Genomic DNA, 14,651 nt, shown 5'->3' on the forward strand with positions numbered 1-14,651 from the left:
CAACCGGCCCAACGGGAATAACAGGTACAAGTATCACGGCGACGTATGCATTTGCAAATAATACGTCGGGTTCAGCGATATCGGTACTTCTTGGTGGAACGAATGTCCCGCTTCCAAATAATCAAAACATCGGTCCAGGAATTACTGTTTCTGGTGGAAATACAGTATTTACGGTTGCAAATGCTGGGAATTATTATATTTCATATACGATTAATATAACGGCTTCATTATTAGTCAGTTCTCGTATTACAATTAATGGAGCACCACTTGCTGGAACGATCAATTCTCCTGCGTTAGCAACGACATCATTTAGCGCAACAATTATTACAACTCTTGCAGCAGGAGATGCTATTAGTTTGCAACTATTTGGTTTGTTAGCTGTTGCAACATTATCAACAACTACACCAGGAGCTGTGTTAACGATAATAAGATTAAGCTAAATAATAACTCTCTTACTTTTTTAGATTAGGAGAGTTTATACATATAATAAGAAGTTAATGAAGTAAAGCATAGTTATACAAAAGTCAGAATATTATGATTGTAACGTTATGGTGACTATAATATAATGAAAACAACCTCATGAATGAACATTCATTTATTTTTATGTATTTGAAGGGGGAATGAAGATGGAAAAACCATGGTTGAAAAATTATCCAGAGGAAATTCCAAGTACAATTTCTTATGATATTCAGCCGCTTCATAAATATGTAGAACAGATGGCTTCTCGCTACCCAGAAAAGAAAGCGCTTCACTTTTTGGGGAAGGATATTACATTTTCAGACTTTCATGATAAGGTGAAGAGATTTGCAAATTATCTTCAAAAGCTCGGTGTGGAAAAGGGTGATCGAGTTGCTATTATGTTGCCGAACTGTCCGCAAGCTGTAATTGGTTATTACGGTACATTACTTGCAGGAGGTATCGTAGTACAAACAAATCCACTATATACAGAAAGAGAATTAGAATATCAGCTTCATGACTCGGGAGCAAAAGTCATTCTTTGCCTCGATTTAGTATTTCCAAGAGTGACGAATGTTCAATCTGTTACAAAATTTGAGCATATTATCGTAACGCGTATTGCGGACTTTTTACCCTTCCCTAAAAATCTATTGTATCCATTTGTGCAGAAAAAACAGTCGAATTTAGTTGTGAAAGTATCAGAGAGTGAAACGATTCATCTTTGGAACTCAGTAGAAAAAGAAGTGAATACGGATGTTGAAGTGCCTTGTGATCCTGAAAATGATTTAGCTCTTTTACAGTACACAGGAGGAACAACTGGATTTCCGAAGGGTGTTATGTTAACGCATAAAAACCTCGTTTCTAACACTTTGATGGGAGTTCAATGGTTATATAATTGCAAAGAAGGAGAAGAAGTCGTTCTTGGGGTTCTTCCATTTTTCCACGTGTACGGCATGACGGCTGTCATGAATTTAAGTATTATGCAAGGATACAAAATGGTTCTTATTCCAAAATTTGATATGAAAATGGTTTTTGAAGCGATTAAGAAGCATAAAGTGACATTATTTCCAGGGGCACCAACTATTTATATCGCTCTTTTAAATAGCCCGCTTTTAAAAGAATACGATATATCTTCTATTCGTGCTTGTATTAGTGGATCAGCACCACTGCCAGTAGAAGTACAGGAAAAGTTCGAAACAGTTACAGGGGGCAAACTAGTAGAGGGATATGGTTTAACAGAATCATCTCCAGTTACACATAGTAATTTTTTATGGGAAAAGCGAGTGCCAGGTAGCATTGGAGTTCCGTGGCCAGATACAGAAGCAATGATTATGTCGCTTGAAACTGGTGAGGCATTACCACCGGGAGAAATCGGTGAAATTGTAGTAAAAGGTCCTCAAATTATGAAAGGATATTGGAATAAGCCAGAAGAAACAGCAGCTGTACTGCAAGATGGATGGCTCCATACAGGCGATGTTGGCTATATGGATGAAGATGGCTTTTTCTATGTGAAAGATCGTAAGAAAGATATGATTGTTGCGAGTGGATTTAATGTGTATCCTCGTGAAGTAGAAGAAGTATTATATGAGCATGAAAAAGTGCAAGAAGTAGTGACGATTGGAGTTCCCGATCCATACCGAGGAGAGACAGTTAAAGCGTTTGTTGTGTTAAAAGAAGGTACAGAGTGTTCTGAGGAAGAATTAAATCAGTTTGCTCGTAAATATTTAGCGGCCTATAAAGTGCCGAAAGTATATGAGTTTAGAGATGAACTGCCGAAAACGACAGTCGGAAAAATTTTACGCCGTGTCCTAATTGATGAAGAGAAAAGAAAGAATGAGGATGAGCAAACGGGCTAAGGCCCTTTCTTTTTGAAAAAATAGGATTGACACTTTTCTAAATAGTCAGTATTATAAGAATATGAATGACTATTCATTCAGTCATCTTCTTGAAGGGGACAGTAAAGTGAAGAAAAATAGACCGAAATACAATCAAATTATTGATGCGGCAGTCATTGTGATTGCGGAGAATGGGTACCATCAAGCGCAAGTTTCTAAAATAGCAAAGCAAGCTGGGGTAGCGGATGGTACGATTTATTTATATTTTAAAAATAAAGAAGATATATTAATATCCTTATTCCAAGAGAAGATGGGAGAATTTGTCGAAACAATTCGTCAAAAAACAGCAGGAATTGAAAGCGCTGTATCGAAGTTATTCATGTTGGTAGAAACGCACTTCTTGCTGTTGTCACAAAATGATCCTCTTGCTATCGTTACGCAATTAGAGCTAAGACAGTCCAATCAAGAATTACGCCTAAAAATAAATGAAGTATTAAAAGGCTACTTACAAGTTATGGATGAGATTTTAGAGACAGGTATAAAGCAAGGTGAATTTCGAGCGGATTTAAATGTTCGCGTGGCAAGACAAATGATCTTTGGAACAGTAGATGAAGTTGTGACCAATTGGGTAATGAGCGATCATAAGTATGATCTGGTCGCACTTTCAAAAACGGTACATGGGCTACTTATTGCAGCTTGTGGTTATCGTCAATAATGGGAGGGATCATGTTGAAATTCCTATCTGTAAGAGTTGAAGATCATATCGCGGTGGCTACGTTAAATCATGCGCCAGCTAACGCGATGTCTTCACAAGTTATGCATGACGTTACTGAATTAATTGATCAAGTGGAGAAGGATGATAACATTCGTGTTGTTGTTATTCACGGTGAAGGGCGTTTCTTCTCGGCGGGAGCAGATATTAAAGAATTTACATCTGTTACTGAAGCGAAGCAAGCGACTGAATTAGCGCAGCTTGGACAAGTTACGTTTGAGCGCGTTGAAAAATGTTCAAAACCAGTTATCGCGGCAATTCATGGAGCGGCACTTGGCGGCGGCCTTGAGTTTGCTATGTCTTGCCACATGCGCTTTGCAACTGAAAGTGCAAAACTTGGTTTACCTGAATTAACACTTGGATTAATTCCTGGATTTGCAGGTACACAGCGATTACCACGTTATGTTGGGAAAGCGAAAGCTTGTGAAATGATGTTAACAAGTACACCGATTACTGGTGCAGAAGCATTAAAATGGGGACTAGTTAACGGAGTTTTTGCTGAAGAAACATTTTTAGATGATACGCTTAAAGTTGCAAAACAGATTGCTGGAAAAAGCCCAGCGACGACTCGTGCTGTACTAGAGTTATTGCAAACGACGAAATCGTCTCATTATTATGAAGGTGTACAACGCGAAGCTCAAATCTTTGGTGAAGTATTTACGAGTGAAGATGGAAGAGAAGGTGTAGCAGCGTTTTTAGAAAAACGTAAGCCTTCATTTAGCGGCAGGTAGTTTAATTATTTTTTTAATATAAATTAACAGAAAATTAGAATTGATAGAATCTTTCTGAAAAACAAGGGGGTAAATGGAATGAACATCTACGTACTCATGAAACGAACATTTGATACAGAAGAAAAAATCGTAATTAAAAACGGTGCAATTTACGATGGCGAAGCGGAATTCATCATCAACCCTTACGATGAATATGCAATTGAAGAAGCAATTCAAGTAAGAGACGCACAAGGTGGAGAAGTTACTGTCGTAACAGTTGGTGGCGAAGATAGCGAGAAAGAACTTCGTACGGCGTTAGCGATGGGCTGCGATAAAGCGGTATTAATTAATATTGAAGATGATGTAGAAAATGGTGACCAGTTCACGACTGCAAAAGTGCTTGCTGAATATTTAAAAGATAAAGATGCAGATTTAATTTTAGGCGGAAACGTTGCAATTGATGGTGCATCTGGACAAGTTGGCCCGCGTGTAGCTGAAGCGTTAAATATTCCGTATGTAACGACAATTACAAAACTTGCAATTGACGGTAAAAACGTGAAGATTGAGCGTGATGTTGAAGGCGATACAGAAGTGATTGAAACTTCATTGCCAGTATTAGTAACAGCACAACAAGGTTTAAATGAACCACGTTATCCATCGCTTCCAGGTATTATGAAAGCGAAGAAAAAGCCACTAGAAGAATTAGAATTAGATGATTTAGATTTAGAAGAAGATGATGTGGAAGCAAAGACAAAAACAATTGAAATCTATTTGCCTCCTAAGAAAGATGCAGGAAAAGTGTTACAAGGCGAGCTGCAAGATCAAGTAAAAGAACTTGTATCGTTGCTCCATACAGAAGCGAAAGTAATCTAATAAAATACGAAATTATATATGCAGGAGGGAAAATCTATGGCTCGTAAAGTATTAGTAATGGGTGAAGTTCGTGATGGATCGCTACGTAACGTTTCATTTGAAGCGGTAGCAGCAGCAAAAACAATTGCAGAAGGCGGTGAAGTAGTAGGTCTTCTAGTTGGAGACAGCGTTGCCTCTTTTGCAAATGAGTTGATTCATTACGGTGCAGATCGCGTTGTGACAGTTGAAAATGATAAATTAAAATCATATACATCTGATGGGTATGCACAAGCATTTTTAGCTGTATATGCTGAAGAAAATCCAGAAGGTATTGTATTTGGACATACAGCACTTGGTAAAGATTTATCACCAAAATTAGCAGCGAAGCTTGAAGCTGGTCTAGTTTCTGACGTAACTGCTTTAGAAGTTGAAGGTGGAAATGTTATCTTTACTCGTCCAATTTACTCTGGTAAAGCGTTTGAGAAGAAGATTGTAACAGACGGCATCTTATTTGCGACAGTGCGTCCAAATAACATCGCAACGCTTGAAAAAGATGAGTCTCGCAGTGGTGACGTGTCTTCTATTACAGTAGATGTGAAAGACTTACGTACAATCATTCAAGATGTCGTCCGTAAGACGGCAGAGGGCGTTGATCTTTCTGAAGCAAAAGTTATTATCGCTGGCGGACGCGGTGTGAAGAGTGAAGAAGGATTCAAGCCATTAAAAGAGTTAGCTGACGTATTAGGCGGCGCTGTTGGAGCATCTCGTGGTGCTTGTGACGCTGAGTATTGCGATTACTCATTACAAATTGGTCAAACTGGTAAAGTTGTTACACCAGACCTGTACATTGCATGTGGTATTTCTGGTGCGATTCAGCATTTAGCTGGTATGTCTAACTCAAAAATAATCGTTGCGATCAATAAAGATCCAGAAGCAAGTATTTTCAAAGTAGCTGACTACGGTATTGTTGGCGATCTATTTGAAGTTGTACCTCTTTTAACAGAAGAGTTTAAAAAGTTAAAAGTACATTCATGATTTGAGTACCCTTGAGTTCCAAGTGAAGTACCCCTATATATAGAAAAAGGTGAGAGATCCCCTGTCTCTCATCTTTTTAGTATGTAATCCGTATTTTTATATAGTATAAAGGAACACTTTTTTGTTACAATACATAACGATACATATTATTCGCCACGTATATAAGTTAATGATATACTCTTGGTAGAATATACTTGAAGGAGGAAATAAAATGGCAATTGTAAACGCAAATGACCAAAGCTTCGCAGCTGAAACTAGCGAAGGTGTTGTATTATTAGATTTCTGGGCACCTTGGTGTGGACCTTGTAAAATGATCGCTCCTGTATTAGAGGAAATTGATGCAGAACTAGGCGAAAAAGTAAAAGTAGTAAAAGTAGACGTGGATGAAAATCAAGAAACTGCTCGTCAATTCGAAGTAATGAGCATTCCAGCTCTTTTCGTATTAAAAGACGGTAAAGTAGTTGATCAAGCGTTAGGTTACAAACCGAAAGAAGCGTTAGTGGAATTAGTTTCTAAACACTTCTAAAATAAAAGGGCTACCATTTGGTAGCTTTTTTTATTTTCCTTTTTTACACCTTTCCGTTACAATAAAAGAACGTATGTTGGGTGTTTTGGCATAGTATGTTTTCATGTGAAAATAAAAATGCTAAGCATGTAGAAATGGAGGGTAACGAGTGCACGAACATTTAAAAGAGAAATTGGCTATTTTACCAGATCAACCTGGTTGTTATTTAATGAAAGATAAGCAAGGAACGGTTATATATGTCGGAAAGGCAAAAGTGCTTAAAAATCGTGTGCGCTCGTACTTTACTGGTTCGCATGACGGGAAAACACTTCGGCTAGTAGGAGAAATTGTAGATTTTGAATATATTGTAACCTCCTCAAATCTAGAGGCTCTCATTTTAGAGTTGAACTTAATAAAAAAGCATGATCCAAAATATAACATTCAATTAAAAGATGATAAAACATATCCTTTTATTAAAATTACAGCTGAGAAACAACCACGATTACTTATTACGAGAAATGTAAAAAAGGATAAGGGAAAGTATTTTGGTCCTTATCCGAATGCACAATCAGCTCATGAAACGAAAAAACTGCTAGATCGTATGTATCCGCTTCGTAAGTGCTCAAATATGCCCGATAAAGTTTGTTTATATTATCATATGGGTCAATGTTTAGCGCCTTGTGTGAAAGAAGTGACGGAAGAACAAAACAAGGAAATTGTAGATGAAATTATTAAGTTTTTAACTGGTGGGCATAAAGAAGTTCGTTCAGAATTAGAAACAAAAATGTATGAAGCTTCAGAGAAACTAGAGTTTGAACGTGCAAAAGAGTTACGTGATCAAATCGCTCATATCGATGCGATTATGGAAAAACAAAAGATGATTATGAGTGATTTAGTGGATCGTGATGTGTTTGGGTATGCAGTTGATAAAGGGTGGATGTGTGTTCAAGTTTTCTTCGTTCGAAAAGGAAAGCTAATCGAACGTGATGTTTCTATGTTTCCAATCTACGACGAACCAGAAGAGGGATTCTTAACGTTTATCGGTCAATTTTATGAAAACAGCAGTCATTTTAAGCCGAAGGAAATCGTCGTTCCAGGAAGTATCGATTCAGAATTAGTAGAACGCTTTTTAGAAGTGGAAGCGACACAGCCGAAACGCGGTAAGAAAAAAGATCTTGTAGAACTGGCAAATAAAAATGCGAAGATTGCTCTTGAAGAGAAATTCTATTTAATTGAGCGCGATGAAGAGCGAACGATTAAAGCTGTAGAGAATTTAGGGAAGCGGCTCGGAATTGAAACGCCTCATCGTATTGAAGCGTTTGATAACTCAAATATTCAAGGCACAAATCCTGTTTCTGCAATGATTGCTTTTATTGATGGGAAACCAGCTAAGAAAGAATACAGGAAATATAAAATTAAAACGGTTCAAGGGCCAGATGATTATGAGTCTATGAGAGAAGTTGTGAGACGCCGTTATACAAGGGCACTGAAAGAGAACTTACCTTTACCAGATTTAATCATTATTGATGGCGGAAAAGGCCATCTGGCGGCTGCAAGTGATATTCTAGAAAATGAGCTCGGTTTATATATTCCGATGGCAGGTCTTGTGAAAGATGACAAACATAAAACATCCCATTTAATTATTGGGGATCCACCTGAACCTGTGATGCTTGAGAGAAATAGCCAAGAATTTTATTTATTGCAGCGCATTCAAGATGAGGTGCATCGATTTGCAATTACATTCCATCGTCAATTACATGGGAAATCTGTCATTCAATCGGCACTCGATGATATTCCTGGAATTGGAGATAAACGAAAAAAGATATTGTTAAAACATTTCGGATCGCTAAAAAAGATGAAAGAGGCTTCTGTAACAGAATTTGTCGAAGCGGGTATGCCGAAAAATGTCGCAGAGACGATTTATACTTATTTAGCGGATAAGAAGACGTTGTAGTTTACAACGTCTTCTATTTTTTGGTATAATTTCTGAAGATTTAAAATAAATTCAAATGAATGAAAATGCAAAAAGTCAACTAAACTGATATGTCTAGTTGACTGCGGGTAATGCTACACTTCAATGAGATCTTTTATATCCCATTTTACAAGAAATGTAATAGAGTCTGAACGTTTTTTCTTTTCTTCGTAGGACTCTGCAACGACGTTTCGTTGCTTTTGAATTTGTTCAGCGATGAACCCAGCTTCTAATTGATAAGAAGAATGTCTTTTTTGTTTTTGACGTTCAGCGATGAGTGTGCCTTTAAGTTGGAACTGCATTTCACGACGCTTATGTTCAATAATGCTTAAAGTGCCCCAGCCAGCTTTTTCAAAGAACTGAATGACTTCTTCAATTGTGTCTAGTGGATATTTTCTTGCAAGGTTTCTACCGGACCAGTATAAAATACCATCTAGATCGTTACCGATTAAATCAGGTAGTAATTCTTCACGTAGCAATTCGTAAGCGAAGGCGTTCAATGAAACATCTTCTAAAGATGTTGTATCGATTGTATTTTTACTCACAATATTCCCCTCTTTCTATAGGGATTATTATATAACATTTCTCATTTATAAAAACAGATTTTTCTTTGGGAAAATCTGAATATATAAGAAGAAAAAAAGAATTGGCAAATTATATGCAAATTATGTATACGTTTTCTTGACGCTTCGACAAAAATAGGAGTAAAATGAACTTGGTATCAAATTATGCTGAAATATTTCGAATAATTTTTTCAGTTTTTCTTATGCCAATAGTGAAAAAACATTATTGCCATAAACTAATCTGAAAACAGCAGTCAATCATTCAAGGGGGGTAATGGGGACATGAAAGGCCGCGAGTATACGTTTCGTAAGTGGCACTCATTAATGGGGGTCATCCCGGTTGGTGTCTTTTTGACGCAACATTTAATTGTAAACAACTTTGCAACACGAGGAGCAGAGGCTTTTAACAAAGCTGCAGGCTTTATGGAGCTCCTTCCATTCCGGTATGCGCTAGAAATTTTCATTATCTTTTTACCAATACTGTACCATGCTATATATGGTTTATATATTGCATTTACAGCTAAGAACAATGCGGTTTCTTACGGTTATTTCCGTAACTGGATGTTCGTCTTCCAAAGAATTTCAGGTATCGTTACACTGATTTTCATTTCTTGGCACGTCTGGGAAACTCGTATTCAAGCAGCGTTAGGTAAAGAGGTAAACTATGATATGATGGCAGATATTTTAAACAATCCAGCTATGTTTGCATTCTACTTAGTTGGTGTTGTTTCAACAATTTTCCACTTTGCAAATGGACTATGGACATTCTGCATCAGCTGGGGAATTACAGTATCTCCACGTTCACAAAGAATCTCTACTTATGTAACATTAGCTATTTTCTTAGGTCTATCTTATGTAGGTGTGAGTGCATTATTAGCGTTCATCGATCCACAGCTAGCAAACCAGTAAGGAGTGGGAGAGCATGAAAGGGAAACTTATAGTAGTCGGCGGTGGCTTGGCTGGCTTAATGGCAACGATTAAAGCGGCGGAAGCAGGAGTAAATGTTGAACTGTTCTCTTTAGTACCAGTAAAACGTTCGCATTCTGTATGTGCCCAAGGTGGAATTAACGGTGCCGTAAATACGAAAGGTGAAGGGGATTCTCCATGGATCCACTTTGACGATACAATTTATGGTGGGGACTTCTTAGCGAACCAACCACCAGTTAAAGCAATGTGTGAAGCAGCACCTGGTATCATTCATTTAATGGACCGTATGGGTGTTATGTTCAACCGTACGGAAGAAGGACTTCTTGATTTCCGTCGTTTTGGTGGAACGCAACATCACCGTACAGCATTTGCTGGTGCAACAACTGGACAGCAATTACTATACGCATTAGATGAGCAAGTACGTCGTCACGAAGTAGCAGGACTTGTAACGAAATATGAAGGTTGGGATTTCTTACGAGCTGTTATTGATGATGAAGGTGTGTGCCGAGGAATCGTTGCACAAGACTTACAAACTATGGAGATTAGAAGTTTCCGAGCTGATGCCGTGATTATGGCAACAGGGGGCCCTGGTATCATCTTCGGAAAATCAACAAACTCCATTATCAATACAGGTACAGCAGCTTCTGCTGTATATCAACAAGGCGCATATTATGCAAACGGTGAGTTCATTCAAATTCACCCAACGGCAATTCCTGGAGACGATAAATTACGTCTGATGAGTGAATCTGCACGTGGTGAAGGTGGACGTGTTTGGACATATAAAGATGGTAAACCATGGTACTTCTTAGAAGAAAAATATCCGGCTTACGGAAACCTTGTACCTCGTGATATCGCAACGCGTGAAATCTTTGATGTTTGCGTAGAGCAAAAACTAGGTATTAACGGTGAAAACATGGTGTACTTAGATCTTTCTCATAAAGATCCGAAAGAACTAGATATTAAACTTGGTGGAATTATTGAAATCTATGAGAAATTTACAGGTGACGATCCTCGTAAACTACCAATGAAAATCTTCCCAGCTGTTCACTATTCAATGGGCGGGCTATGGGTTGATTATAAGCAGATGACAAGCATTCCAGGTTTATTTGCAGCAGGTGAGTGTGATTATTCTATGCACGGTGGTAACCGTCTTGGCGCGAACTCACTGTTATCAGCAATTTACGGTGGTATGGTAGCAGGACCAAATGCAATTGAATATATGAAAGGTCTTTCTAAATCATCAGATGCCGTTTCATCTACTGTGTATGAACAAAATGAATTAATCGAAACAGAGAAATTTAACAATATTTTAACGCTTGATGGTAACGAAAATGCGTATGTTCTTCATAAAGAGCTTGGAGAATGGATGACAGATAACGTTACAGTAGTTCGTGAAAATAAAAAATTATTAGAAACAGATGCAAAAATTGAAGAGTTAATGGCTCGCTACAAACGTATTAACATTAACGATACAGCGAGATGGAGCAACCAAGGTGCTTCATTTACACGCCAACTTGCAAATATGTTTGAATTAGCACGTGTTATTACAATTGGCGCATATAACCGTAATGAGAGCCGTGGGGCGCATTACAAACCTGAATTCCCAAATCGTGATGATGCAAACTTCTTAAAAACTACGATGGCGAAATTTGAAGGAGAAGGAAATGCACCGGCATTCCATTACGAAGACGTGGATATTTCATTAATTAAACCACGTAAACGTGATTATTCTTCAAAACACGATGTAGCTGCTAAGAGTGAAGAGAAGGGGGATAAACAACATGTCTGAGAAAACAATCCGCCTCATCATTACGAGACAAGACGGACCAGATGCGCAAGCGTTTGACCAAGAGTTTGAAATTCCGTATCGTCCGAATATGAATATTATTTCGGCGCTTATGGAAATTCGTCGTAATCCTGTCGATGCAAAAGGAAACAAAACAACTCCGATTGCATGGGATATGAACTGTTTAGAGGAAGTATGTGGTGCATGTTCGATGGTGATTAACGGAAAACCACGTCAATCATGTACAGCTCTTATCGATCAATTAGAACAACCAATTCGCTTAAAACCGATGAAGACATTCCCGGTTGTTCGTGACTTACAAGTTGACCGTAGTCGCATGTTTAATGCTCTAAAACGTGTTAAAGCTTGGATTCCAATTGATGGTACGTATGACTTAGGACCAGGACCAAGAATGCCTGAGAAGAAACGTCAATGGGCTTATGAGCTTTCAAAATGTATGACATGTGGTGTTTGCTTAGAATCATGTCCAAACGTAAATAGTAAATCGGACTTTATTGGACCAGCTCCGTTATCACAAGCTCGTCTATTCAACTCACATCCAACGGGTGAAATGCATAAAGCAGATCGCTTACGTGCAATTATGGGGGATGGAGGACTTGCAAACTGTGGTAACTCTCAAAACTGTGTGCAATCATGTCCAAAGGGTATTCCGTTAACAACTTCAATTGCGGCGTTAAACCGTGATACAACAATTCAATCGTTCAAAGATTTCTTTGGTAGCGACAATAACTATTAAAAAATATTGCCTCTTCATTTCGAAGGGGCAATATTTATAACTGTATTATTCTGTTTATTCTGTTTATTTTGAAGTGAAAAGGAGAGGGAACAATGAAGAGAATTTCTTATATTGAAGACTTTGAGCAATGGGAAAGTGGTTTTTCGTTTTACAATCCTGTAAAGGTTCGTTTTGGTGAAGTAGATATGTTTGGACATGTAAATAATGTCGTTGCCTTTACCTATTTTGAAGAAGCACGTATCGCATTGTTTAAAGAACTTGGATTTATGCAAGAATGGACGCATGAATCTTCAGAAACGATGATTGTTGTTGCGGATTTACAATGTAATTTTATTAAGCAAATATATTTTGATGAACAGTTGAAGGTGTATGTAAAAGCTGGATCAGTTGGAAATTCTTCATTAGATTTGCATTATATGGTGAAGAATGCAGAAGGAGAAGTTTGTTTAGTTGGTCGTGGAATGATGGTCCAAGCGTCGAAAAAAACGGGAAGAGGCGAACCGTGGCCTGAAGAGTGGAAGAAAAAATTAATACAATGATAGAGTGAAAGAAAAATAAGAGAGCAATTTGCTCTCTTATTTTTTGTCTTCCATCGCCTCTTCTAATGTTAAATGATGTTTATATATGTATGTAGCGTATGGATTTCCAACGTAGCGCAAATGCCACGGTTCATATGAGTATTCTGTTGTTTCTGTTTTATCTTCTAAATAACGAATGACAAAGCCAAATTCATGAGCATGTTTTGCAACCCATTTACCTTCGTTTGTCTCTCCAAAAATAGGCTCTAATTGGAATTTAGCAGATTTTGAACTAATATCCATTGCTAAACCAGTTTGATGTTCACTCGTACCGGGAATGGCACTTACTGAATCCGCCTCAGCTTTTCCTTGACGTCTAACGTATGTATCATGTAATGATTTTTGGCGTTTGTATGAACGATAACCAGATACAGCTGTAAGTTCAAGTCCTTCTTTCTTTGCCGCTTCAAACATATTTTCAAGCGCATCTGCAGCATCTTTGCGCAGCAATGTTTTTTCTTTATCTTTTGGACTAGTAAATGGTACGTTTGGTCTCGTTAAGTCTTCAGGTGTGTATCCGTCTGGTAGTTTTCGATGTTTATTAACTAATACAAGATTAGACTCTGGATTTGTTACAACGGAAAAATCATTGTCTAGCTTCTTTGCATTATGATCAGCTTTTGGAAAAGCAGGAATCTCTTCTTTTTGGTGGTTACTATGCTGTTGACTTTCGACAGCTTTCGCATTATTTTGTAGTGGTGATTTAGAACTAAAGTAAGCGAAAGAAGTGATACCGATTACAATAGTAGTGGCAGAAATAATAATTATCTTTTTCATGATGCCTTGTAATCACAGTCCTTTCTTAATAAAATGTGTATCGTTTCTTATTATAAGTCTAGTTTAATGAAAAAGAAATATAAGAGTCGTAACGTAATAGAAATGCAAAGAAAATGTCAGAAAATGTGTGAAATTGTAGTATTTTTTTATATAATTCATTTCTTGTCTTTCATGAAATTCATTTTTTATGTAATATATATACATAAGAAGATGTAGCGATTATCGAGAATAAAGAACTTCTTGTATAGACTAGGAGTGAATGGGAATGGATTTTGCAACACTTATTGGAATTATTTTAGGAGTAGTGGCGGTAGTAGTAGGAATGGTCGTCAAGGGCGCTGACGTAATGGCCTTAGTTAATCCTGCCGCAGCATTAATTATTTTCGTTGGTACATTTGCTGCAGTATGTATAGCATTTCCAATGAATCAATTAAAAAAGATTCCAAAATTATTTAAAGTTCTTTTTGGTTCTAATAAAAAAGATTTAAGTTATGAACAGTTGCTAGAATTGTTTGTTCATTGGACATCTGAAAGTAGAAAATACGGTATTTTGTCTTTAGAGCAGCAATTAGACAAAATTCAAGATGAATTTCTTTTGCGTGGTATGAAATTTGTGATTGATGGCGTATCTGCAGAAGATTTAGAACAAATTTTAGAAGCTGAATTAGAAGCAATTGAAGAAAGGCATGCAAAGGGAGCAGCAATTTTTTCTCAAGCTGGTACATATGCACCAACATTAGGGGTTTTAGGTGCTGTTATTGGTCTTGTAGCTGCACTTGGTAATTTAACTGATATTGAAAAGTTAGGTCACGCTATTTCGGGTGCATTTATTGCAACGATTTTTGGTATTTTCTCAGGTTATATACTATGGCATCCATTTGCAAATAAATTAAAGCAAAAATCTGCAGCTGAATTAGAGAAAAAACGTTTAATTATTGATTGTCTATTAATGTTACAAGAAGGTACATATCCGTTTATTATGAAGAACCGCATTTTAGGTGCACTTTCTGCAACTGAGCGCAAAAAGCTTGAAAAAGGGGCAGAAAAAAATGCGGAGTAAAAAAAATAGAAGAAGTAAAAAGAAAAAACACGAAGAACATATCGATGAAACTTGGCTAATCCCTTA

15 protein-coding genes are annotated in these 14,651 nt (G+C 37.4%); 13 read left to right on the plus strand and 2 right to left on the minus strand.

Going from position 1 to position 14,651, the window contains the following annotated elements:
• The 8 genes from MR083_RS23855 to uvrC all read left to right on the plus strand — a co-directional run.
• The coding region (locus tag MR083_RS23855; RefSeq protein WP_472927152.1) for a BclA C-terminal domain-containing protein at positions 1-440 on the plus strand (440 nt) is incomplete at its 5' end.
• 186 nt (positions 441-626) lie between these two features.
• The gene (locus tag MR083_RS23860; protein ID WP_000414718.1) at positions 627-2,312 is read left to right on the plus strand and encodes a long-chain-fatty-acid--CoA ligase; all 1,686 of its coding nucleotides are present in this window, start codon (positions 627-629) and stop codon (positions 2,310-2,312) included.
• A 106-nt stretch (positions 2,313-2,418) separates the two neighbouring features.
• Positions 2,419-3,006, plus strand: coding sequence for a TetR/AcrR family transcriptional regulator (locus MR083_RS23865; protein ID WP_000742224.1), 588 nt, complete (start codon positions 2,419-2,421; stop codon positions 3,004-3,006).
• An 11-nt stretch (positions 3,007-3,017) separates the two neighbouring features.
• On the plus strand, positions 3,018-3,794 hold the full coding sequence (locus MR083_RS23870) for an enoyl-CoA hydratase (RefSeq protein ID WP_000911295.1): 777 nt from the start codon (positions 3,018-3,020) through the stop codon (positions 3,792-3,794).
• Between the two features lie 78 nt (positions 3,795-3,872).
• Entirely contained in the window at positions 3,873-4,646 is a 774-nt protein-coding gene (gene etfB, locus MR083_RS23875) for an electron transfer flavoprotein subunit beta (protein WP_001029026.1), read from the plus strand.
• Positions 4,647-4,682: 36 nt separating this feature from the next.
• Entirely contained in the window at positions 4,683-5,660 is a 978-nt protein-coding gene (gene etfA / locus MR083_RS23880; protein WP_000101965.1) for an electron transfer flavoprotein subunit alpha, read from the plus strand.
• 211 nt (positions 5,661-5,871) lie between these two features.
• Positions 5,872-6,186: a thioredoxin gene (trxA, locus tag MR083_RS23885; RefSeq protein ID WP_001018943.1), complete on the plus strand. Its 315-nt coding sequence runs from the start codon at positions 5,872-5,874 to the stop codon at positions 6,184-6,186.
• Between the two features lie 148 nt (positions 6,187-6,334).
• The gene (gene uvrC / locus MR083_RS23890; protein WP_242269927.1) at positions 6,335-8,119 is read left to right on the plus strand and encodes an excinuclease ABC subunit C; all 1,785 of its coding nucleotides are present in this window, start codon (positions 6,335-6,337) and stop codon (positions 8,117-8,119) included.
• Positions 8,120-8,232: 113 nt separating this feature from the next.
• Here the strand turns inward: uvrC and MR083_RS23895 are convergent, their stop codons facing one another.
• Positions 8,233-8,682 (minus strand): YslB family protein, encoded by a 450-nt coding sequence (locus tag MR083_RS23895; RefSeq protein WP_000042220.1) that lies wholly within the window; start codon positions 8,680-8,682, stop codon positions 8,233-8,235.
• A 300-nt stretch (positions 8,683-8,982) separates the two neighbouring features.
• Between MR083_RS23895 and sdhC the strand changes: the two genes are divergently transcribed.
• The 4 genes from sdhC (at position 8,983) to MR083_RS23915 (ending at position 12,709) form a co-directional block, all read left to right on the plus strand.
• Positions 8,983-9,609, plus strand: a complete 627-nt coding sequence (gene sdhC / locus MR083_RS23900; RefSeq protein WP_000678352.1) for a succinate dehydrogenase cytochrome B558 — start codon at positions 8,983-8,985, stop codon at positions 9,607-9,609.
• 13 nt (positions 9,610-9,622) lie between these two features.
• Positions 9,623-11,416, plus strand: a complete 1,794-nt coding sequence (sdhA, locus tag MR083_RS23905; RefSeq protein WP_000676735.1) for a succinate dehydrogenase flavoprotein subunit — start codon at positions 9,623-9,625, stop codon at positions 11,414-11,416.
• Complete coding sequence (sdhB, locus tag MR083_RS23910) at positions 11,409-12,170, plus strand: succinate dehydrogenase iron-sulfur subunit (RefSeq protein WP_001291825.1); 762 nt, start codon at positions 11,409-11,411, stop codon at positions 12,168-12,170. Before sdhA ends, sdhB begins: the two co-directional genes overlap by 8 nt.
• A gap of 92 nt (positions 12,171-12,262) precedes the next feature.
• A complete protein-coding gene (locus MR083_RS23915; protein WP_000822739.1) occupies positions 12,263-12,709 on the plus strand; it encodes an acyl-CoA thioesterase in 447 nt (148 codons plus the stop codon).
• Positions 12,710-12,745: 36 nt separating this feature from the next.
• Here the strand turns inward: MR083_RS23915 and MR083_RS23920 are convergent, their stop codons facing one another.
• Positions 12,746-13,525 carry a M15 family metallopeptidase gene (locus MR083_RS23920; protein ID WP_016718620.1) on the minus strand — a complete coding sequence of 260 codons (780 nt, stop codon included), beginning with the start codon at positions 13,523-13,525 and terminating at the stop codon, positions 12,746-12,748.
• Between the two features lie 265 nt (positions 13,526-13,790).
• Here MR083_RS23920 and motA point away from each other — a divergent pair, with 265 nt between their 5' ends.
• A complete protein-coding gene (motA, locus tag MR083_RS23925; protein ID WP_000344868.1) occupies positions 13,791-14,585 on the plus strand; it encodes a flagellar motor stator protein MotA in 795 nt (264 codons plus the stop codon).
• The last annotated feature ends 66 nt before the right edge of the window (positions 14,586-14,651 follow it).

This window comes from Bacillus cereus group sp. BfR-BA-01408 (assembly GCF_022663305.1).
In the GTDB taxonomy this organism is placed as follows: Bacteria; Bacillota; Bacilli; order Bacillales; family Bacillaceae_G; genus Bacillus_A; species Bacillus_A pacificus.